Annotated in this window: 17 protein-coding genes; 5 read left to right on the forward strand and 12 right to left on the reverse strand. The window is 61.0% G+C overall.

Annotated elements, in window-relative coordinates; all coding sequences use genetic code 11:
* From ACN6KF_RS26605 to ACN6KF_RS26655, 11 genes are all read right to left on the reverse strand, one after another.
* Positions 1-1,617: a GMC family oxidoreductase gene (locus ACN6KF_RS26605; protein WP_434959930.1), complete on the reverse strand. Its 1,617-nt coding sequence runs from the start codon at positions 1,615-1,617 to the stop codon at positions 1-3.
* 736 nt (positions 1,618-2,353) lie between these two features.
* Entirely contained in the window at positions 2,354-2,998 is a 645-nt protein-coding gene (locus ACN6KF_RS26610; RefSeq protein WP_434961309.1) for a LuxR C-terminal-related transcriptional regulator, read from the reverse strand.
* A gap of 472 nt (positions 2,999-3,470) precedes the next feature.
* The gene (locus ACN6KF_RS26615; RefSeq protein WP_434959931.1) at positions 3,471-4,298 is read right to left on the reverse strand and encodes an alpha/beta hydrolase; all 828 of its coding nucleotides are present in this window, start codon (positions 4,296-4,298) and stop codon (positions 3,471-3,473) included.
* 79 nt (positions 4,299-4,377) lie between these two features.
* Entirely contained in the window at positions 4,378-4,830 is a 453-nt protein-coding gene (locus ACN6KF_RS26620; RefSeq protein ID WP_434959932.1) for a cupin domain-containing protein, read from the reverse strand.
* 62 nt (positions 4,831-4,892) lie between these two features.
* Positions 4,893-6,059 (reverse strand): aminotransferase class V-fold PLP-dependent enzyme, encoded by a 1,167-nt coding sequence (locus tag ACN6KF_RS26625; protein WP_434959933.1) that lies wholly within the window; start codon positions 6,057-6,059, stop codon positions 4,893-4,895.
* A 220-nt stretch (positions 6,060-6,279) separates the two neighbouring features.
* The gene (locus ACN6KF_RS26630) at positions 6,280-7,251 is read right to left on the reverse strand and encodes a 2-hydroxyacid dehydrogenase (protein WP_434959934.1); all 972 of its coding nucleotides are present in this window, start codon (positions 7,249-7,251) and stop codon (positions 6,280-6,282) included.
* A 292-nt stretch (positions 7,252-7,543) separates the two neighbouring features.
* The gene (gene sucD / locus ACN6KF_RS26635; RefSeq protein ID WP_434959935.1) at positions 7,544-8,440 is read right to left on the reverse strand and encodes a succinate--CoA ligase subunit alpha; all 897 of its coding nucleotides are present in this window, start codon (positions 8,438-8,440) and stop codon (positions 7,544-7,546) included.
* A gap of 12 nt (positions 8,441-8,452) precedes the next feature.
* Positions 8,453-9,637: a malate--CoA ligase subunit beta gene (locus ACN6KF_RS26640; RefSeq protein ID WP_434959936.1), complete on the reverse strand. Its 1,185-nt coding sequence runs from the start codon at positions 9,635-9,637 to the stop codon at positions 8,453-8,455.
* 13 nt (positions 9,638-9,650) lie between these two features.
* Positions 9,651-10,616: an HpcH/HpaI aldolase/citrate lyase family protein gene (locus tag ACN6KF_RS26645; protein ID WP_434959937.1), complete on the reverse strand. Its 966-nt coding sequence runs from the start codon at positions 10,614-10,616 to the stop codon at positions 9,651-9,653.
* A gap of 215 nt (positions 10,617-10,831) precedes the next feature.
* Positions 10,832-12,022, reverse strand: a complete 1,191-nt coding sequence (locus tag ACN6KF_RS26650; RefSeq protein WP_434959938.1) for an aminotransferase class V-fold PLP-dependent enzyme — start codon at positions 12,020-12,022, stop codon at positions 10,832-10,834.
* Between the two features lie 227 nt (positions 12,023-12,249).
* The gene (locus ACN6KF_RS26655; RefSeq protein ID WP_434959939.1) at positions 12,250-13,002 is read right to left on the reverse strand and encodes a DUF899 family protein; all 753 of its coding nucleotides are present in this window, start codon (positions 13,000-13,002) and stop codon (positions 12,250-12,252) included.
* A 585-nt stretch (positions 13,003-13,587) separates the two neighbouring features.
* Between ACN6KF_RS26655 and ACN6KF_RS26660 the strand changes: the two genes are divergently transcribed.
* The 3 genes from ACN6KF_RS26660 to ACN6KF_RS26670 all read left to right on the forward strand — a co-directional run bounded on the left by ACN6KF_RS26660 (position 13,588) and on the right by ACN6KF_RS26670 (position 16,613).
* Positions 13,588-14,364 (forward strand): LuxR C-terminal-related transcriptional regulator, encoded by a 777-nt coding sequence (locus ACN6KF_RS26660; RefSeq protein WP_434959940.1) that lies wholly within the window; start codon positions 13,588-13,590, stop codon positions 14,362-14,364.
* Positions 14,365-14,468: 104 nt separating this feature from the next.
* Positions 14,469-14,732, forward strand: coding sequence for a hypothetical protein (locus ACN6KF_RS26665; protein ID WP_434959941.1), 264 nt, complete (start codon positions 14,469-14,471; stop codon positions 14,730-14,732).
* Between the two features lie 606 nt (positions 14,733-15,338).
* A complete protein-coding gene (locus tag ACN6KF_RS26670; RefSeq protein WP_434959942.1) occupies positions 15,339-16,613 on the forward strand; it encodes a porin in 1,275 nt (424 codons plus the stop codon).
* Positions 16,614-16,795: 182 nt separating this feature from the next.
* Here the strand turns inward: ACN6KF_RS26670 and ACN6KF_RS26675 are convergent, their stop codons facing one another.
* Complete coding sequence (locus ACN6KF_RS26675) at positions 16,796-17,404, reverse strand: CGNR zinc finger domain-containing protein (protein ID WP_434959943.1); 609 nt, start codon at positions 17,402-17,404, stop codon at positions 16,796-16,798.
* 80 nt (positions 17,405-17,484) lie between these two features.
* Between ACN6KF_RS26675 and ACN6KF_RS26680 the strand changes: the two genes are divergently transcribed.
* Positions 17,485-18,294 (forward strand): alpha/beta fold hydrolase, encoded by an 810-nt coding sequence (locus tag ACN6KF_RS26680; RefSeq protein ID WP_434959944.1) that lies wholly within the window; start codon positions 17,485-17,487, stop codon positions 18,292-18,294.
* Positions 18,295-19,113: 819 nt separating this feature from the next.
* Positions 19,114-20,325, forward strand: coding sequence for a plasmid partitioning protein RepA (gene repA, locus ACN6KF_RS26685; RefSeq protein WP_434959945.1), 1,212 nt, complete (start codon positions 19,114-19,116; stop codon positions 20,323-20,325).
* Positions 20,326-20,337: the final 12 nt, after the last annotated feature.

The raw sequence follows: 20,337 nt of genomic DNA on the forward strand, positions 1-20,337 counted from the left end.
TTAGCCATTGTCCCGGAGAATCATTCCCGCCGCCTTTTCGGCCACCATCATGGTCGGCGCATTGATATTGCCCGAGGTGACATTCGGGAAAATGGAAGCGTCGACCACACGCAGCCCCTGCAACCCATGCACCCGCAAGCGATCGTCCACGACATTGGTTCCGTCGTCCGGCCCCATGCGGCAGGTGCAGGAGGCGTGAAAGACGCTGCCTGAGCGGGCGCGAATATCCGCGACCAGATCAGCTTCGTTGCGGATGTTCGGGCCAGGCTTCATCTCATCGAGGATGACGGCGCGCATGGCGGGCTGTTCGGCAATCGTCCGGATGAGGCGCACGCCTGCCAGCATCTCCTCGATATCGCCGGCCGTCGACAGATAGTTCGGCTCGATGACAGGCGCAGCCATTGGGTCGGGCGACCCGATGGCAATGGAGCCACGGCTTTCGGGCCTGCAGGGCTGGACCCCGATGAAGAAGCCGGGAAACGGATCAGGCAGGGTCAATCGCCGCACGCCTGGCGTCGGCTTGCTGTAGCTGACTGGCGAAAAGTAGAGCTGCATGTCCACCCGCCTGGCATCGGGCCTGGATTTGACGAAACCGCCAGCCTGGTTGACGCTGAGCGATAGCGGTCCGTCGCGAAACAGAAGGTAGCGTGCGCCGAGCGTCGCCCTGCCCCACCACGGACGCAGCAGGGAATTGAGCGTTGGCTTGCGCGAGCGATAGAGATAGTCGATGCCGAGGTGATCCTGCAGGTTCTGCCCGACCGCGGCGATGTCCTTCACGACAGCCTTGTCGAATTTCCTGAGCAGGTCCCCAGGGCCGACCCCCGAATGCTGCAGCAGGATCGGCGAGTGCACCGCGCCGGCCGCCAGGATGATCTCGCGCCGGGCCCGAACGGCATGCTTTTGTCCGTCGCACTGATATTCGACCCCGCTCGCCTGCAGGCCGTCGAACAGGATGCGGGTGGCAAAAGCGCCGGTGACGATCTTCAGATTGGAGCGCCTGGCAACCGGATGCAGGAATGCCGTTGCGGATGACGCACGAAAGCCCTTCCTGGTGGTGATCTGGTAGACCGAGACACCTTCCTGGTTCAGGCCGTTATAGTCCGGTGTCCGGGCAAAGCCGGCCTGCTCCGCGGCCTGAAGCCAATCCTGGCAAAGCGGGTGCACGGATGGCGTCATGTCCGTGACATCAAGTTCGCCCGATCCACCGCGCCAGGCATCGCCTCCCCGTTCGAACGTCTCGATCGATTTGAAATGGGGCAGGACATCGTCCCAGCCCCATCCGGGATTGCCGGCGCTTTTCCAATCCTCGAAATCGTTTCGCTGGCCGCGGACATAGACCATGGCGTTGATGGAAGACGAGCCGCCCAGAACCTTTCCGCGCGGCCAATAGCTCGTGCGTCCCGCCAGGGCTTCCTGCGGCCGGGTCTCGAACTTCCAGTTCACCTTCGGATTGTAGAAGCTGTGGCCATAGCCGATCGGCATGCGGATCATGAACCGTTGATCGCTTCCGCCAGCCTCCAGGAGCAACACGCTGAATTCACCCGTGGCGGTCAGACGATTGGCAAGCAGGCAACCGGCAGATCCTGCCCCGACAACAATGAAATCGAAATCCGCCACGCACCGTCTCCCAGAGCGTCTTGCGATTAGACGGAATCACCCAGAATCGCAAAGACGCGTCGAAACAAAGAGTTAGAGCAAACAAGCGTTCAGTTGTGAACGTGCTTTGCTCAAGACCTCACGAGCGGGTTTTTACATGGTGTCACCGGGCGGGGCAGGAGCCATTGCCACAATAGGGTAGAGCCATTGCCGCGGCTTCTTTCATGCGCGCGAGCGAAGGAGGCCCCGAGGTGCAAGCTCCCGAGGGCGCGCATGGAAATGCGATAGCTGACTGGGCAGCGCCTCTTCATCGAAGGCCTTGAACCGCCCTCATCCGGATGCCCGCGCGATCTTGCGGGCTCCTTTGGGCGAGATCGACAGCGAGCCACGATGGATGTTTCGATCGTCCATTCTCGATGTGATGCACAGCCCGGGCTTCAACAGCACATCTGAACTGGACAGAAGCAAATAATGGCTCTGCGAGGCCGCGATGGCCCTTGAGCAAAACCCCTTAGCGGCGTTCGCGCAGGCATTCGATCCATTCCGGCCCCATGACGAAGCGAACAATGCCCGCCCCCGCCACGAGCCCGGCAAGGGGTAGAACCAGAAAGGGCCAAAGTTCGATGGTCATTACGTCGCTCTCCTCACACGGGCGGCCTTCTGCCCTGCCGGCATGACAGGCCGATGACGCGAGCCCTTGCGATCGCAGTCGAGCATGCGGAACTGGGACCCCAGCGAGCCAAGCGCCGCCCTCGCTTCAGGAATTGGCTTGCGGCCCTCTGCTCTTCTCGGTGGCGTAGAGCGCGACCGCCATGGCGCGATTGCGCACCTCGAGCTTGTCGTAGAGATTTTTGAGGTGATATTTGACCGTGTTTTCCGAGATCCCCGTGCGTGCGGCGATCTGCAGATTGGTCCAGCCATCCGCCAGCACGGCAAGCAGTTCGCGCTCGCGAGTCGTCAGGCGCGAGAGTGGCGTGTCATTGATCTTCGACACGTCCAGATAAGGGATGCAGATCCGGCCATGGGCGACCGCCACCAGCGTGTCGAACAAGATGGCGGGATCGTCGAACTGATAACAATAGCCTTGCACACCCAGGCGCACGCATTGCTTGAGAATGGCGACGTCGTGGTCGTTCGAGAACATGACGACACGCACATGCAAGCTGCGCTGACGCAGTTCTTCCAGCACCTCGGCGCCGTTCATGTCGGAGAGCTTCCAGCCAAGGACGGCCACGTCGAATTTTGGCTCGGCCGCAGCCGCGAGAAAAGCCTCACCGGACTGCATGCTGCCGACCAGCTCGAAGCGCACATCATTCTTGATCATGTCGCCGAGGGCAGCCACCACCAGTGGGTTGCGCTCGGCGATCAGCACCCTGAACAGGCCTTCCGGAGCTCCCCGCATCCTATCGACCTCGATGCCCTGACGCTGGCGTTTCCCCTCGGCGTTCATATGCCCCCCGATTTGCGGCGCGCGCCACCTCTGATCCGACGTCTTCTGTTTTGGGCCTTCTGTGTTTCGGGGCGTTTCAAGCCACGACGACGATCCAGTTCCTTCCGCCTCTCATATTCATACAGTGAAACATTTTTTCATTCCAGTTCATTCTTCGATTTCAGGGTGCCGGAGCCGTTTCATTCCCCCATTGGTTGTCCGCAATGAACCAATCTTTGTCCGCAAATCGCAACATAGTTTGTCCTTAGACAAAAAATCCGCTCCGAGGGCGTCGTATCGTTTTCGCGACCGCCGGTCGGTCAAGGACGGAATTCATCCCCCGGATCTGATTGCATCGCGTTGCATCCGATCGGTCTTTCTTCGGCCTTGCCGCCACGCGTCGCTTCGGCGCCTGGGTGCGCAACTGCAGGCCGGGCCGCGCGTTTCATAGGGAAAACAGGGCGCGTGTCATCGCGTGGTCGGGGTCCGCCAACCCATCCAGGATGTTGAAATGGTGGCGGTCCGGTTCTTCGACGACATCCGTCTCGACGCCGAGTCCCCGCCAGATATTGCCGAGCAGCGCGTTCTGCCGGAGGAATTCGGACGTTTCCCGCGCACCGGCCCAGCAGATCAGCCGGCTTCCGGGCAATGGCTCGAGCAAGGCCGGGCTCTCGCTTTTCGCCTCGGTCATGTCGATCTTCAGCGTCGCATTGCGCGCGATATTCATCAGCGGCCGAAGATCGTGCAGGCCGGATACAGAGAGCGTCCCAGCGATCCGGCCATGCAACTCGTCCGGGAGGGGCGTCGTCTGGCTGATCATGCGCGTCACCAGTTGGCCGCCGGCGGAATGACCGACCAGACGGATCGGTCCGGGGACGATGCTGGCGGCAGCGCCGATGGCCTGACCGATAAACCTCGTAATGTCGGAGATGCGCACATTCGGAGCAAGCGGGTAACTGGGTATCGCCACCGCATATCCGTGCGCCAGCGGTCCCCCTGCAAGATGCGACCAGAAGCTCTTGTCGAGTGCCATCCAAAATCCGCCATGGACGAAGACGACCAGGCCCGCCGGGCTCCCTTTCGGATAGAACAGGTCGAGGCGTTGGCGGAGATCGCTGCCATAGGTGAGCTCCAGCCGTGCACGGTCGTCAGCAACCAGCGCGTCGCGAGCCACCCGGGCTGGCTCCACCCAGGCGTTCGGCCACGCTTCGCTCTTGGGGATGTTCGCGGCGTTGTCGTAGGCCCAGGTCCAGTCGACCACCCGGTATTGCATCTCTCTCTCGCTTTCAGGCCCGCACCCGGACAGCGGGCACTTGCGACACCCCGCTCCCGCTTTCCGGAATGGCCAACGCTCAGTCGTTGGCCTCTGGAGGCAGGAAGTCGACGTCGTGTTCAGCGGAAGCGCGTATGACCGCTTCGACATCGGACATGTTGTGCAAAGTCTTGAACAGGTCACGCAGCCTGCCGGCAGGAGACACCCAGAAAAGCGCTCGAGCGGGCTGGTCCGACTTGTTGAAATAGCCATGCGGGATGCCGCGGGGCAGGCGCACCAGGTCGCCGGGTTTCGCCGTCAGCCATTTTCCGTCGAGTTTCAGCTCCAGTTGGCCTTCCAGCAGAAAGATGAATTCCTCCTGTGTCGGGTGGACATGGACCGGCACGAATTGGCCGGGTTCGGAATTCGTCTCGAAGGCGAAGGCCGACCCGCAATCGGCCTTCGGAAAATACCGCTGGCCAAGAATGTTCCATTCGACCTGCTCATACCCCTCGCCGTGCGGCGTGATGCCGCCATCCAATTCCATCGTCATGACGATCCCTCCCCTCTTGTCTCATTGTTTGCAGGAAAAGCTTGCGCTGCTCGGCTTTGCAACTACCGCACGTTCGCCGTGCCCACGACCTCGCCCAGAGCCCGTTCGAGATTGCCCACCGTGCGGTCGATATCAGCGAGCTTGTCGAGGCCGAAAAGGCCGATACGGAAGGTCTGAAAGTCAGCGGGCTCATCGCACATCAGCGGTACCCCGGCTGCCGCCTGCACGCCGACGGCAACGAACTTGGCACCGGACTTGATGCCAGGATCGTCGGTGTAGCAGACGACGACGCCAGGTGCCCCGAAACCCGACGCGGCAACACTGGCAAAACCGCGTTGGGCGAAGAGCTGCCGCACCCGAGCGCCGAGTTCGAGCTGGGCCGCCTTCACCTTTTCGAAGCCTCTCGCCTCGGTTTCCAGCACAGTGTCGCGGAAGCCGCGCAGGGCATCGGTCGGCAAGGTGGCATGGTAGGCATGGCCACCCTTCTCATAGGCTTCCATGATCTCCAGCCACTTCTTGAGGTCGCAGGCGAAGGAAGAGCTGGTGCTGGCCTTCACCTCGGCTTTGGCGGCTTCGCTCAGCATGACGATGCCGCTGCAGGGAGAAGCGCTCCACCCCTTCTGTGGCGCCGAGATCAGCACGTCGACGCCGACCGCTTTCATATCGACCCAGACACAGCCAGAAGCGATGCAATCGAGGACAAAAAGCGCCCCGACCTTGTGAGCCGCGTCAGCAATTGCCTTCATGTACCCGTCGGGAAGCATGATGCCGGAGGCGGTTTCCACATGCGGCGCGAAGACGAGATTCGGACGCTCGGCCTCGATGACGGCCACGGCCTCCTCGATCGGCACGGGCTGGAAGGGTTGCTGGCGTGCCCCAGATTCCGATTGCGTCTGCCGCGCCTTCAGCACGATGCTCTCGGCGGGGATGGCGCCCATATCGAATATCTGCGTCCAGCGATAGGAGAACCAGCCATTGCGGATGACCAGCACCTTCTTGCCGTGGGCGAGCTGGCGCGCGACCGCCTCCATCGCATAGGTGCCACCACCGGGCACCAGGGCCACGCCCCCACCTTCTTCCGTGTTGTAGACCCGGCGCAATGTTTGCGAGATGTCCCGCATCACACCCTGGAAGACCTGCGACATGTGGTTGAGCGCGCGATCGGTGAACACGACCGAATATTCGAGGAGACCATCGGGGTCCACGGTCGGCAGCAGGGCAGTCATCATCCATTTCCTTTTGGCGCAATGTGCATCCGGATGGCGAGACACTACAGCAATTGGGCCAGCCGCCAAGCATGCTCGAACGAAGGAATCGGCGGTTCTTCGGGGACATCGATCGCTTGCTGCGATCAATCAGGCCAAAACGAAAATTCCCGGCTCGCGAGAGCCGGGAATACCAATGCCGTTCGTCAAACCGCAGGCCGCGCTTTTCCTAAAACTCCCTGCTTCAGGCAACCTTGTCGGGTACCGCCCTGCCATCGAAAAAGGCGGTGAGATTGTCGACTGCCCGCATGCCCATCGCGACCCGGGTTTCCTCCGTGGCGCTGCCCAGATGCGGCAGCAGAACTACATTTTCCAGGCGCATCAGCGCGGCAGGAACGGCCGGTTCGCCGTCATAGACGTCGAGGCCCGCGCCCGCGATCGTCCCGCTTTCGAGCGCGTCGACCAGGGCCTGCTGGTCGACGACGTCGCCGCGCGCGGTGTTGATCAGGAAGGCGCTCGGCTTCATCGCCCGCAACCGGGCCGCATTGATGAGATGCCGGTTCTCGGCGCCGCCGGGGCAATGCAGGGAGACGAAATCCGCCTCGGCCAGCACCTCCTCGACGCTTGCCAGCTGCCGTGCGCCCATGGCGCTGACAGCCTCGTCGTCGACTTTCGAGCGGTTGTAGAAGACGACCTTCATGTCGAAACCGAAATGGGCGCGCCTGGCCGCTGCCTTGCCGATCCGGCCCATACCGATGATGCCGATCGTCTTGCCGCTCACCTTGGCGCCGATCATGTGGGTAGGGCACCAGCCCGTCCATTGGCCGGCGCGCAATTGGCGCTCCCCCTCCCCGGCCCGGCGCGCCACGGCGAGCAGCAGGCTCAGGGCGATGTCGGCGGTGCAGTCGGTGAGCACGCCCGGCGTATTGGTCACGGTCACGCCGCGGGCGCGCGCCGCGTCGATGTCGATATGGCTGAAGCCGACTCCGAAATTGGCCAGGAGCCTGGTGCGCACGTCCACCTCGGGAAAGACCGAAGCGGGCAGCCTGTCGCTGACCGTGGGCAGCACGGCATCGAACTGGCCAAGCGCATCGCTCAATTGCGATGGGCTCAGCGGCGTGTCGTCCCGATTGAACGTCGTGTCGAACCTATCGGCCAGAATCCGTTCGACCGAGGCGGGCCAACGCCGCGTCACGAGTATCCGAGGTTTCATCACGCTTCCCCCTTACGACACCCTCGATTCGACGAGGATGGGCGGCCCAGAGCAATTAATAAGCCAGCAAAGTATAATCAGACCTCACCCTGCTCGCCATGACGGCCTCGAAGCGGCCCGCAATCGAAACAAGATAGCACCGGGGCACGCGCGGTCGCCGAGATGGCCACGGCCACGCGTCCCCAGGAGCAAAGCGCGTTCATGTCTGACTGCTTGTTTGCTCCAGCTTCTCGTTCCGACGCGCCTTTGCAATTCTTGGCGATCCCGCCTCATCGCAAAGCGCTCTGGAACCTGTTCAGGCCGCTTTCCTGTTCTCCAGCACGCTTGCCACGACTGGTCCAAAGGCTGCCGGCGTCGGCACGATCGCGACACCGGCCTCGCGCAGGATCTCGACCTTTTCCTGGGCCGACTCGCCGAAGGCGGAGATGATGGCGCCGGCATGGCCCATGCGCTTGCCCTTGGGCGCCGACAGGCCAGCGATATAGGCGATCAGCGGCTTGCGCATATGATGCTTGGCCCATTCGGCGGCTTCCGCTTCCTGCGGTCCGCCGATCTCGCCGATCATCACCACGGCGTCGGTATCCGGATCTTCCTCGAACAACTTCAGGATATCCTTGAAGGACGAACCGTTGATGGGATCGCCGCCGATGCCCACGCTGGTGGAAACTCCGATGCCCAGCGCCTTCATCTGCGAGGCCGCCTCGTAGCCGAGCGTGCCCGAGCGGCCGACGATGCCCACGCGACCCGGCAGATAGATATTGCCGGGCATGATGCCCATCAGTGCCTGGCCGGGCGTGATCACGCCGGCACAGTTCGGGCCGATCAGACGCATGCGGTCCTCATAGCGGAAGCGGCGCATATAGCGCTTCACCCGCATCATGTCCTGGGAGGGAATGCCGTCGGTGATGCAGACGCAGAACTTCAGGCCGGCATCGGCGGCTTCCATGATGGAATCGGCAGCAAAGGGCGGCGGCACGAACACGATCGAGGCCTCCGCGCCCGTCTCCCGCACGGCGCCCTTGACCGTGTTGAACACCGGAATGCCGTGATGGTCCTGCCCGCCCTTGCCGGGGGTGACGCCGCCGACGACATTGGTGCCATAGCGCTTCATGTCCTGGGCGTGGAAGGAGCCGATCTTGCCGGTCAAGCCCTGGACGATGACACGCGTTTTGCGGTTCAACAGAACTGCCATTTCGCTTCCCCCTCAATGCTTCTTGGATTTGGAAAAGGCCTGCATCGCCTCGACCGATTTTTCGGCCGCTTCCGCCAGGGTGTCGGCCACGATCACCTTCTCGCCGGACTCGGCGAGGATGCGCCGCCCCTCTTCGACATTGGTACCGGCGAGGCGCACCACCAAAGGCACGTTCACGCCGACCTCGCGCATCGCCTTCACCACACCCTCGGCCACCCAGTCGCAGCGGTTGATGCCGGCGAAGATGTTGACCAGGATGGTCTCGACATTCTTGTCGGCAAGCACGGCGCGGAACGCCTTGGCGACACGCTCGGGCGAGGCGCCGCCGCCAATGTCGAGGAAGTTCGCCGGCTCGCCGCCGGCGATCTTGATCATGTCCATGGTCGCCATGGCCAAACCCGCACCATTGATGATGCAGCCGATATTGCCGTCGAGCCCGACATAGGACAGGCCGCGGTCGGAGGCGAAGGTCTCGCGCGGGTCTTCCTGCGACTTGTCGCGCAGTTCCGAAATCTCGGCGCGGCGGAACAGAGCGTTCTCGTCGAAGGACATCTTGGCATCGAGGGCGATCAGATGCCCGTCGCGGGTGACGACCAGCGGGTTGATCTCCAGCATGGAAGCGTCGTAGTCGCGGAAAACGCGATAGCAGCCGAGCAGCGTATCCACCGCCTTGCCGATCAAATTGTTCTCCAGCCCGAGGCCGAAGGCGATCTCGCGGGCTTGAAACTGCTGCATGCCCGCCCCAGGGTCGACGATGGCGCGGATGATGGAGTCAGGCTGCTTTTCAGCGATTTCCTCGATCTCCATGCCGCCGGAGGCGGACGCCACGATCATCACGCGCTCGGATTTGCGATCGAGCACGATGCCCAGATAAAGTTCCTGGCGGATGTCGACGGTTTCCTCGACATAGAGGCGCGAGACGAGCTTGCCCTTCGGGCCGGTCTGGTGGGTGACCAGCTTGCGGCCGAGCATGGCCTCGGCAGCATCAGACACCTCGGTGTCGGACTTGCAGATGCGGATGCCGCCGGCCTTGCCGCGGGCGCCGGAATGGATCTGGGCCTTGACCACCCATTTGTCGCCGCCGATCTCGCTGGCGCGATAGGTCGCCTGCTCGGGGCTGTAGGCAAGACCGCCGCGCGGGATCTGCACCGAATAGCGAGAGAGCAGTTCCTTGGCCTGGTATTCATGGATATCCATGTCGGTAACCTCGTCAGTTGGGCAGGCCGGCGCGCGGCTGGGTCGACTGTTGGATGGCCTCGTGCATGACCAGGACATTGCGAGCCATGCGTTCGGACGCGGCATCGATCATCTTGCCGTCGAGCGCAGCGGCACCCTTGCCCTGCTCCTCGGCCTCCCGGAGCATCTCGATGATACGGCGGGCACGGTTCACTTCCTTTTCGGGCGGCGAGAACACCTCATTGGCGAGCGCGATTTGCGTGGGGTGGATCGCCCACTTGCCCTCGATGCCGAGTGCTGCAGCGCGCCTGGCCGCCGCGACATAGGCTTCCGGATCGGAGAAATCGCCGAACGGACCATCGATGGCGCGCAGGCCATAGGCGCGGCAGGCCACCGTCATGCGCGACAGGGCCGCATGCCACTGGTCACCGGGGTAATCCGGGTTGAGGCCACCGATCGAGACCGTGCGCGCCTTGCAGCTCGCAGCATAGTCGGCCACCCCGAAATGCAGCGCCTCGAGCCTTCCGCCATAAGCGGCGATCGCCTCGACATTGGCCATGCCGAGCGCCGTTTCGATCAAGCCCTCCAGGCCAACACGGTTCTTGAAGCCCTTGGCCGTCTCGATCTGGTTGACCATGGCCTCGACCATGTAGAGATCGGCGGGCACGCCGACCTTGGGCACCAGGATGGTGTCGAGCCGGTCGCCCGCCTGCTCCATCACGTCGACGACGTCGCGATACATGTAATGGGTATCGAGCCCGTTGATGCGTACCGAGATGGTCTTGCCGCGCGCGCGCCAGTCGATCTCGTTGAGCGCCTCGATGATATTCTTGCGCGCCCGTTCCTTATCGGGCGGTGCAACTGCGTCCTCGATATCGAGGAAGATATAGTCCGCCCCGCCATCGGCGGCCTTGCGGATCATCTCCGGATTGGAACCCGGTACCGCGAGTTCGCTGCGCTGCAGGCGCAGTTTTCGCAGGTGATGGATGGTATGGCTCATGATGGGTGTCCCTTGGGATGGCGGCGGCCCCTTTACCCTCCCCTCGATGGGGTCGACCGTTCCTCTTGGAATGGTCTGGGGTCGGCCTGAAAGGCCGGGGTGGGGTGAACGAACTCAGGTCCTGACGAGAGGAGCGACCAATTCCTGCGAAAGGGTCACCCCACCCCGACACTGCGTGTCGACCCTCCCCATCAAGGGGAGGGTAAGGTTGGGCCTCAGGCCGCCTTGGCCAGGTTGGGCTGAGCCGACAGGCGATAATGCTCGAGGGCTGCGCCAACGCCGGAACCGGGCTGGACCTTCACGCCGCAATCGCGCAATGCCATTTCGGCCGCCGAGATCGCACCGCACATCATCACGTCGTTGACCCAGCCAAGATGCCCGATGCGGAACACTTTGCCGGCAACCTTGTTGAGGCCGACGCCCAGGGAAGTCTGGTAGCCATAATGGGCCCGCCGCACGATCTCGGCACTGTCGATCCCTTCGGGCACCAGCACTGCGCTCACCGTATCGGAGTTCCATTTTGCTTCCTTGGCGCAGAGCTTCAGCCCCCAGGCCTCTACCGCCTTGCGCACGCCGGTAGCCAGGCGGTTGTGACGCTCGAAGACATTGTCGAGGCCTTCCTCCTGGAGAAGATCGAGAGCGGCGCGAAGCCCACGCAGCAGTTGCACGGCCGGCGTGTAGGGGAAATAGCCGGTGTCATTGGCGCGGATCTGGTCCTCGAAAGAGAAATAGCAGCGCTTGTGCCCGGCTGCCTTGGCCGCTGCGAGCGCCTTCTGGCTGACCGACAGGAAGCCGAGGCCAGGCGGCAGCATGAAGCCCTTCTGCGAACCCGAGACGGCACAATCGACGCCCCATTCCTCCTGGCGAAAATCGATCGAGCCTATCGAGGAGACGCCATCAACGAAGAGCAGGGCTGGATGCCTGGCGGCGTTAAGCGCGGCGCGCACGCCGGCAACATCGCTGGTCACGCCGGTGGCGGTTTCATTGTGGGTGACGAAAACAGCCTTGATACGGTGTTCCTTGTCCTGGAGAAGCCGCTCGGCATAGATCTCCACCGGACAGCCCGTGCCCCATTCGACATCGACCACGTCGACGTCGAGCCCGAAGCGTTCGGCCATATCCACCCACAGATGCGAGAACTGGCCGAAGCGCGACATCAACACGCGGTCACCGGGGCTCAGCGTGTTGGTAATCGCCGATTCCCAGGCACCCGTGCCTGAAGAGGGGAAAATGAAGACGCGGCCGGTCTCGTTGCGGAACACCTTCATCAGGTCGGTGAACAGGCCGCGGGTGAAGGCCGGGTAGTCCGGGGCGCGCATGTCCTCCATCGGCATGTTCATCGCCTGGCGGACGATTTCCGGGACATTGGTCGGTCCTGGAACGAAAAGCTGGGTGAAGCCGGCCATCTAAATCCTCCCGAAATGTGCGGCGGGTCCTGAGCCTGCCGATTGCTTTCGAGGGTGATGATCGGTTGAGGGGGGTCCTGCCCACAACACCTGTCGGGATAGATTCATGAGCCTGAGGGCGTTGGACGCCCCCTACACTTTCAGAGCCTCGGGCGCCCCATAGGATAGGCGGAATCCTACCCGAACCGCCCCAAAGGGGTTTTGCCAAACCAGCGAGAGGGCGCGCCTCAGTGCCCTGCGGATCCCAGATCGTCTGAATGGCCGGCCTTGAGACGGGACCATTGGGCCGTAGGGCGTCCATCGACACGTACCCTTTCAACCCCTTCGAGGCGGCGCGGCCATCCGGCCGGCGAATCCTCCCATGCCTCCTGCCGCCCGTAGACAGTCAGGTCGAGCAGCCGGTAATTGTTGTCCATCGCCTCGACGCCTCGCCGCGTCGTCCAATAGGTCTCGAAGACATCCGATCCCTGCCGCAGATAACAGCCGATATACATCAGGCCTAGCCGGCGCCCGACCAGGAGCGCATCGAGCGAGGTGCGAGGCGCCGAATACCAGGGCATTTGCCAGCCCATGAAGTCCCGGTAACGGGCGCTTTCTGCATAGGGGCCCTGGCAGAAGGTGGCATAAGTGACATCGCGCGAATGCACATAGGACAGTTCGCGGATTTGCGATGTGACCCAGGTACAGCCTTCGCATTGCTCCGGCGCGGGGTGGCCGGTATGCCACATGAAGTAATAGGCGATGAGCATGCGGCGCCCCTCGAAGGCATCCAGCAAGGTCACTGTCCCCTGGTCGCCGATGAGAGGGAGTGCGCCATCCATCTTGACCATGGGCAGCCGTCGGCGGGCAGCGGCAATGGCGTCCCCCTCCCTGGTATGGGCCTTTTCCCGGACCTGCAACGCCTCCAGCTTTGCCTGGAATATATCGCGATCGACTATTTCAGGGGCTCCGAGCCGATCTCCGGTGCTGTCGTTGATCATCGTTCTCGCCTTCGCTGATTGCGTCGATGGCGACAAGGCTAGCGCCGGATTTCGAAACGCCGCGAGTTACAAGTGTGACGGGATTTCGATACGCTCACCTGTCCACGATCCGCACCTGATGTGTCAGCGCACCATGATCTGCTGGAATTGGATATTGAGAGACATTCGCCGCGCTGATGGCACTGCCCACCGCAAGGCGATTTCTTGGCCGCCCGTCCCATTACGGCATGATGATACCGATATTCTCGTCGCCACAGACGAGGCTACGCATCCCTGGAACGAGCCGACCAGAAGATCGACGATGAAGGCGGCGCCGGCCATTGCAAGCTCCCCAGAGCTCAGATCTCGCAGACCGCTATAATACCAACGTATAGGAGCGACAGAAACATTCAGTAAAAGAAGCTGGCATAAATTTGATGAGATGACGGAGGGAGCGCAATCCTCGAATGAGATGATTTGGCTTGGGGGGCGAGCCGCACTTTCGGACTGATTTGCCGGAGGAAGCACCAAGATGGTTTCAAGGCCCGCATGACCTTATCGCCGACAGAGATTCTAATCGGGGTTCGCGTGGATGAAGGACGTTGCTTGCAAGCCCTGCAGGCCGAACGCACCTTCTATTCATATGGTGTCACCGGACGAGCATCTGCTCGAACACACACCAACATACCTCCGATCTCTATTGATCTGATCGGCGGCTGCGGCCTCAACCGCACGGCTCTGATGCGCTGCCTCGTGGGGTCGGAAACAGCCCTTGCGGCGGAAGGCTTCAAGGATGTCGAGGCCTGGGCGGCAGCTGCCGTTCGTGCCACCGATATTCTCTTGATTGCCTCGGAGCATCCACTCAGCATCACCGCGATCGGCCGAGACATCGGAGCAATATTGGAGACGGCACCTGCAGCCCGCATTCTCGTGCTCGCCGACGTCACCACCCAGGCCATGCTGATCGCTCTTCTCAAGCAGGGCGCAAAGGGTGTCGTCCCCTCCGAATCGACGATCGACAACGTCATCTTTGCCGTCCGCCTCGTCCGTCGAGGGGGATTGTTCACTCCTCTTCTGGAAGCGGGTCGAAGGAAAGCCGGTACACGTGATCCTGAGGTGCAGGAGCAATCTTGGCAGGCGCTAGTGACGCCGAGGCAACTCGAAATCATCCACGAATTGCGCAAGGGCTCGTCCAACAAGGACATCGCCCACGAGCTGCAGATGAGCGAATTCACCGTGAGAGTACACGTCCGCAACATCCTGCGCAGGCTGAAGGCGCGCAGCCGCGCCGAAGTCGTGGCGAGAACGAATGATCTCCAGTTCCCACCTGCTCGGCCCCATGCGTTCATGGAAGCGCCTGCGACCGCCGATCAAGCTCGCTAGCCGGCTCATCCCGTACTGTTCATTCGCCATTGCCCGGGATGGCAAGCCGGATGCAGCGGGTCTGCCCCAGCGATTACCCCCCGCCACACAGGCCAGAAGCGCCCATGCCCCACAAGCTCTATTCATTGCTGCGAACACTGGAGCGGCATCGCCTCTGGTTCATGATGGATCGTCTGGGTTCTGATTCCGTCACCCTGACGGTGACGATCGAGGAAAACCGCCTGGAGATCGACGTCTTCGAAGACGAGCGGGTCGAATACACCTGTTACAAATCCGATCAGAAGATCGCCGGCGGAGGCAAGAATCTCGACGCTCTGATCTCCGGCCTGGCAGCCATCGGGCGGCAATGGCCGCCTGCCTCGCGATAGAGCGAAGGACGCGGCAGCTCCCACAAGCACATTGGCGACGGGCGCACCGGGGATCGGCCTGAGACTTCTGTCCCGGACCTCCTGTATGCACCGACAAGTCATGCGTTGCATTTGTCGCCGATAACAAGGGGACTCGCCTCCTGTAACCGGTAGCAGGAACATTGGCTCAGCGCCCCTGGCTCTGTTGCGCTCCGCCTGGCCCCTGAATTCCTCGCCCAAAGCGAAACCCGACCGGGGAGGTCAATTCCCGGCCGGGCTCCAATAGCTCAGGGTCTCGCGAACCCAAGACGATATTAGGGAATCACTCGGCGTGGCACCACAAGCACGAGGTTGTATTAATTCGTAATTGGATAGATATCGCGCGTAATTATCTTTGACTATAACACAACCAGAGGTCGTTTTTTGTAGTTTAATTTCTAAGTTTTGGTTGTAATTTTAAAGATATCTTCTTAGTTTCTTTCTCGAACACTGATTAAATTGTGGCCTTTTTGTTACACAAACATCCAAAAAGGCTACATCAACTACCATATGGCTTGGATTCCTTTTGCGGTGACTCAGGAAGTGTCGCAAGCTCACTCCCGGTAACAACCTCAACGGGGGAGTCGCATGACGACCAAATCTCTGCTTCTAGGAACCATCGCCGGCATCGCTGTCATCGGCGCCGCCCAAGCCGCCGATCTGCCCATGACCAAGGGCGAGGCCGTCGAATATGTGAAGGTCTGCACGGCCTTCGGCCCGGGCTTCTTCTATATCCCCGGCACCGACACCTGCCTGAAGATCGGCGGCGAGATCCGCGCCGACTATCGTGCCTTCGGCGGCAAAAATTTCAGCCGCAACGATAATCGGTCGGCCTTCAACACCGAGGCGCGTATCTGGTTCGACGCCCGCACCCAGACCGATTGGGGTATGCTGCGTTCCTATTTCCAGATCGACGCTGACTCGCACCCCATCTCGAAGCAGGGCCGGGCAAGCGGTGGGTATAACGGCAACACCTTCACCATCGACAAAGCCTTTATCCAGTTTGGTGGCTTGACGGCCGGCTATGCCCATTCCTTCTTCGGCTTCTACGACAACGAATATGGCGATACGATCTGGGCGCCCTATTACACCGAAGTCAACACCGTCAACCTGCTTGCCTACACCGCCCAGTTCGGCGGCGGCTTCAGCGCCACACTGTCGATCGAAGATGGTCGCGACCATCGTGTAAACGGCTTTGCCACAACGAACAGCTACTATGCGGCACAAGGCGGCCAGCAGGTTCCGGACGTTGTCGGCCAGTTGCGCTGGGATCAGAACTGGGGCTCTCTGGCTGTTCAGGCAGCCGGCCATCAATTCCGTTCGGCTCAGCTTTTTGATACGACCGGCGCTCCGATTGCCTCGCCAAATAAGAGCAAATATGGCTGGGCAGCCGGTGGAACGGCTTTGATCAAGCTCCCGTTCATTGACGGTGGCCATTTCATTGTTGAAGGTCAGTATGCCGACGGTGCCCTGGATTATCTCGGCGCAGGTAACACCTGGTATGCCAACAGTGATTACTTCTTGAACTCCAATGCCAATATCCGTTCTGGCAAGGGCTGGTCCGTCACCGCTGAACTTGGTGGCAATATCACGCCTGTCCTGAATGCCAATCTGGTTGGAGCGTATATTGACACCAAGTATGATGATTTGCTTACGACGGATGCATCATCTTCCCTAAAGGAATACACCCTCGCCGGTAACCTCACTTACACGATCGTCAAGGGTCTGACGGCAGCCGCCGAGGTTGCCTACACCCATGGAAAATTCGACAATTGGTCGGGAGTTTCAACCGGAACGAATACAGCTCCTGTGAAGGACTACAATGTCTGGCAGGTGGGCATTCGTTTGAAGCGCGTGTTCTAAAGCTTTATCTTCAGTCAACGATGAAGAGGGCCCGGCTTCGTCCGGGCCTTTTTTGATAGGCACCGCCGAAATCGCGACGCAGAGAAAAAACTCGCCGATCGGATCACAACCCCACGAATCCAACGTTGGCGTAACTTCAGCAGCATATAATAGCTGGCTAATTATCATGGATAAAGTTCTTGTCATCGGCAGCGAAAAGCTTCGGCCTTGGCGCGATTGCCACAAGTGCGCATGTCGCACCAGCGCCGGCCGGCACCCCGCCCGCGATCGACGAAGAACCAGGTGCAGCGAGTGCATTGGCGCAGGCGCGTGACGTCCTCACTGCGCAAGAACTCCTCGAAGCATAAGGCGACGGCATCCAGCCAGCGCTGAGGGCTGCGGGCGTCCGGCTGCCAGCGAAATTGCCGCCCCTCCCCTGAAAAAGCGCCTCGCCCCATGGCATCGCGGATCGAACGCTCCAAGTCGATCACGCTCTGGGAACCGGTATCGGTCCGACCGACAAGGCCAAGCATCGCTTCATAAGCCTGCTCCCGGAACCGATGCAGCCTGGCCAGTTCGTCATCATCGTCGAGGGACGCGTCCTGGAAAAAAGCAGCAAGTTCCGGCCTCGGCAACAGGCCTGCCCCACCAGCCCACTTCCGCACGGCATCCCAGTTGCCGATCTTGTCGCTCAGGCGGGTCTTGCCGGTGTCGGCGACGGTGTTGATGAAATCGAGCGCAGGGTGGCCGCCGACATAATCGGCCTCGCTCCACCCTTCGGCATATCGGCTCTGAGACTCAGAAATAACCATTAATTACAGTTTAGGGGTTGCGCCCTGAAAAATCCAGCGTAACCTATAATTATATCAAAAATGGTTATTCGGAGGACACCATGCTTGAGCTCGCGAACCGTTTCAGCTTCGAAGGCAATCAGATCGCCTGGGACATGCTGGGTGATGGGCCACCGCTGGTGATGGTGCACGGCACGCCCTTTTCCTCGCAGGTCTGGCGCCGTATCGCGCCCTGGCTCGCAAGGAAGCGGCGCGTATTTTTCTATGACCTGCTCGGCTACGGCCAATCCGATATGCCTGACAAGGATGTCTCGCTCGGCATGCAGAACCGCCTTCTCGGTGCCATGCTGCGCGAGTGGGGCTTGGAACGGCCCCAGATGCTGGCGCATGATTTCGGCGGCGCCACCGCGCTGCGTGCCCATTTTATCGACGGCGTCGCCTATTCCGATCTGACCCTGATCAATCCCGTCGCGATCGCTCCGCAAGGATCTCCCTTCGTCATGCATGTCGGCCGCTATGAAGCCGCCTTTGCAGGGCTGCCGGCCTATGCCCACCACGCCCTCCTCTCGGCCTATATCGGCAACGCCGTCGCACGGCCACTCAGCGAGGAAGTGCTGTCGGTCTATCGGGACCCCTGGCTAGGCGACATCGGCCAAAGCGCCTTCTATCGCCAGATCGCGCAGATGAGCCAACGCTATATCGAGGAAGTCGAGACGCATTATCGGCGTCCGGATTTTCCCACGCGTATCCTGTGGGGAGAGGATGACGCCTGGATTCCCATCGCCCAGGGACGCAAGCTCGCTGACCGCCTGACGGGTGGCACCCTCATCCCCGTGCCCCGGGCCGGCCATCTCGTTCAGGAGGACGCGCCGGAGGCCATCATCGCTGCGGTCCTGGACGATCGCCCTTGAGCAAGTTTGGCGCCCCCTGGCCTAAGCGAGGACTTGAAGGAGGGCGGAAACTGTAACGCATGGCAGGAGGTCTGGAGGCGACGGAATCAGCCTGTTCCGGAACATCCAGCATCGATATCGTTCTCTGCAGCTCCCCTCACCATTTTCCGAGAGCCAAGCCGACGCTTCTGCAACCACACACGCTCGGGCTGCCAAGCTCGCCTGCATATTGCGACCATCAGCGATCGACCAGCCGGGCCCTTTCAGCGGGGCGTACCTTACTCGACAGAGGGTCCTGGACGCCTCCCTTCCAACCTCCGGTCCGAGATTGGCATTGCAGCTATGGGCCTGCCCTGCCCCGCCCACTCCCTCGCGTCTCAGAAAAGAGAGTTCGCGAGCGAACCTTGTCGCCTGCAATCGATCGATGGTCGTGCTTGCTGCAGATCGTGGAATCATAGTTCCCGCGGTCGAAAGCCCCTCGGCAAAACGACTTTGGCTGAGGCAAGCACAAGGCGCCCACTCATTTCGAGATATTTGCCTCGGAGAGGATAGAATCCCTAGGAGTCAGACTTCGATTCCCGTCAATAGGCAGTGGCGCAAATCTTTTATTTTTCTTCCCCGGCCCAGCCCTCGTTTTGACAGCCGTGCAAACCGCGAAAAACAAGCGATAATACAAAAAGTTAGAATCAAAACGGGCGATGCCGAAAGTGATTCGAGACACTATTTCGGCGTTAACCTTTCATTAACCTAAAATTCATTGCCGCTGCGCGAGAATCGGGCATAATTCCCGCTTGAAATGTTGTTTCACGCGAAAAAGCGTTATTCCGAGAATCGTAGTCGATGAACATGTCGATTTCTAACCAGGACCTGGAGGCGTTCAGCTTTCACGAGACCATTCTCCAGCAGGGGGAATTGATCTCGGACAAGCTCAACATGCTTCGGGTCGAACACTATCCGCCAAATGCGATGAAGAGCCTGCGCTCCTTTTCGCTGGCGGAGGTCGCCTATTTCCTCGGCGTTACCCAATCCAACGTCAAGAAGCTGCATCTAGAAGGCAAGGGCCCGATCCCGACCACTTCCAGCTCCGGCCGGCGCAGCTATACGGCCGAGCAGATGCTGGAATTGCGGCAATATCTCGACCGGCATGGCCGCGCGGACTTCAAGAAGTATGTCCCCCATCGCCGGGCCGGCGAAAAGCTTCAGATCATCTCCGTGGTAAACTTCAAGGGCGGTAGCGGCAAGACCACCACAGCCGCCCACCTCGCCCAGCATCTGGCTCTCACCGGGCACCGGGTGCTGGCCATCGACCTCGATCCGCAGGCATCGCTTTCGGCCCTGCATGGCATCCAGCCCGAGCTCGACAAGAACCTCTCGCTCTATGAGGCTCTTCGTTACGATGACCAGAGGAAGCCGATCACGCAGGTGATCCGACCGACCAATTTCCCCGGCCTCGACATCGTGCCGGCCAATCTGGAGCTGCAGGAGTACGAGTACGACACGCCGCTTGCCGCCTCAAACCGTGCTTCACCGGACGGGCGCCTGTTCTTCACGCGCATCACCAACGCGCTGAAGGAGGTAGAGGACCGCTACGACGTCGTCGTGATCGATTGTCCGCCACAGCTCGGTTATCTTACCTTGACGGCGCTGACGGCATCGACCTCGGTGCTGATCACCATTCACCCCCAGATGCTCGACGTCATGTCGATGAGCCAGTTCCTGCTGATGCTGGGCGGCGTGCTGCGCTCGATCAGCAAGGCGGGGGCGGAAGTGCGCCTGCAATGGTTCCGGTATTTGGTTACGCGTTTCGAACCCATAGACGGGCCGCAGACCCAGATGGTCGGCTTCATGCAGGCCCTGTTTCCCCTGCAGATGCTGAAAAGTCCGATGCTGAAATCCACGGCGATTTCGGATGCCGGCATCACCAATCAGACCTTGTACGAGGTCGACCGCTCCCAATTCATCCGATCGACCTATGACCGTGCGATCGAGGCTCTCAATGCCGTGAATGAGGAGATCACTACTCTGGTCCACAAGGCATGGGGTCGACGATGAACCTGATTTTTG

Source organism: Labrys methylaminiphilus subsp. lupini, from assembly GCF_051161885.1.
GTDB lineage: Bacteria > Pseudomonadota > Alphaproteobacteria > Rhizobiales > Labraceae > Labrys.

Coding starts and splice junctions, on each gene's coding strand:
- ACN6KF_RS26610 (WP_434961309.1), bottom strand. CDS start 2,998: ATGCGGGGAGCTCCGGAAGGCCTGTTCAGGGTGCTGATCGCCGAGCGC.
- ACN6KF_RS26615 (WP_434959931.1), bottom strand. CDS start 4,298: ATGCAATACCGGGTGGTCGACTGGACCTGGGCCTACGACAACGCCGCG.
- ACN6KF_RS26620 (WP_434959932.1), bottom strand. CDS start 4,830: ATGACGATGGAATTGGATGGCGGCATCACGCCGCACGGCGAGGGGTAT.
- ACN6KF_RS26625 (WP_434959933.1), bottom strand. CDS start 6,059: ATGATGACTGCCCTGCTGCCGACCGTGGACCCCGATGGTCTCCTCGAA.
- sucD (WP_434959935.1), bottom strand. CDS start 8,440: ATGGCAGTTCTGTTGAACCGCAAAACGCGTGTCATCGTCCAGGGCTTG.
- ACN6KF_RS26640 (WP_434959936.1), bottom strand. CDS start 9,637: ATGGATATCCATGAATACCAGGCCAAGGAACTGCTCTCTCGCTATTCG.
- ACN6KF_RS26645 (WP_434959937.1), bottom strand. CDS start 10,616: ATGAGCCATACCATCCATCACCTGCGAAAACTGCGCCTGCAGCGCAGC.
- ACN6KF_RS26650 (WP_434959938.1), bottom strand. CDS start 12,022: ATGGCCGGCTTCACCCAGCTTTTCGTTCCAGGACCGACCAATGTCCCG.
- ACN6KF_RS26655 (WP_434959939.1), bottom strand. CDS start 13,002: ATGATCAACGACAGCACCGGAGATCGGCTCGGAGCCCCTGAAATAGTC.
- ACN6KF_RS26665 (WP_434959941.1), top strand. CDS start 14,469: ATGCCCCACAAGCTCTATTCATTGCTGCGAACACTGGAGCGGCATCGC.
- ACN6KF_RS26670 (WP_434959942.1), top strand. CDS start 15,339: ATGACGACCAAATCTCTGCTTCTAGGAACCATCGCCGGCATCGCTGTC.
- ACN6KF_RS26675 (WP_434959943.1), bottom strand. CDS start 17,404: ATGGTTATTTCTGAGTCTCAGAGCCGATATGCCGAAGGGTGGAGCGAG.
- ACN6KF_RS26680 (WP_434959944.1), top strand. CDS start 17,485: ATGCTTGAGCTCGCGAACCGTTTCAGCTTCGAAGGCAATCAGATCGCC.
- repA (WP_434959945.1), top strand. CDS start 19,114: ATGAACATGTCGATTTCTAACCAGGACCTGGAGGCGTTCAGCTTTCAC.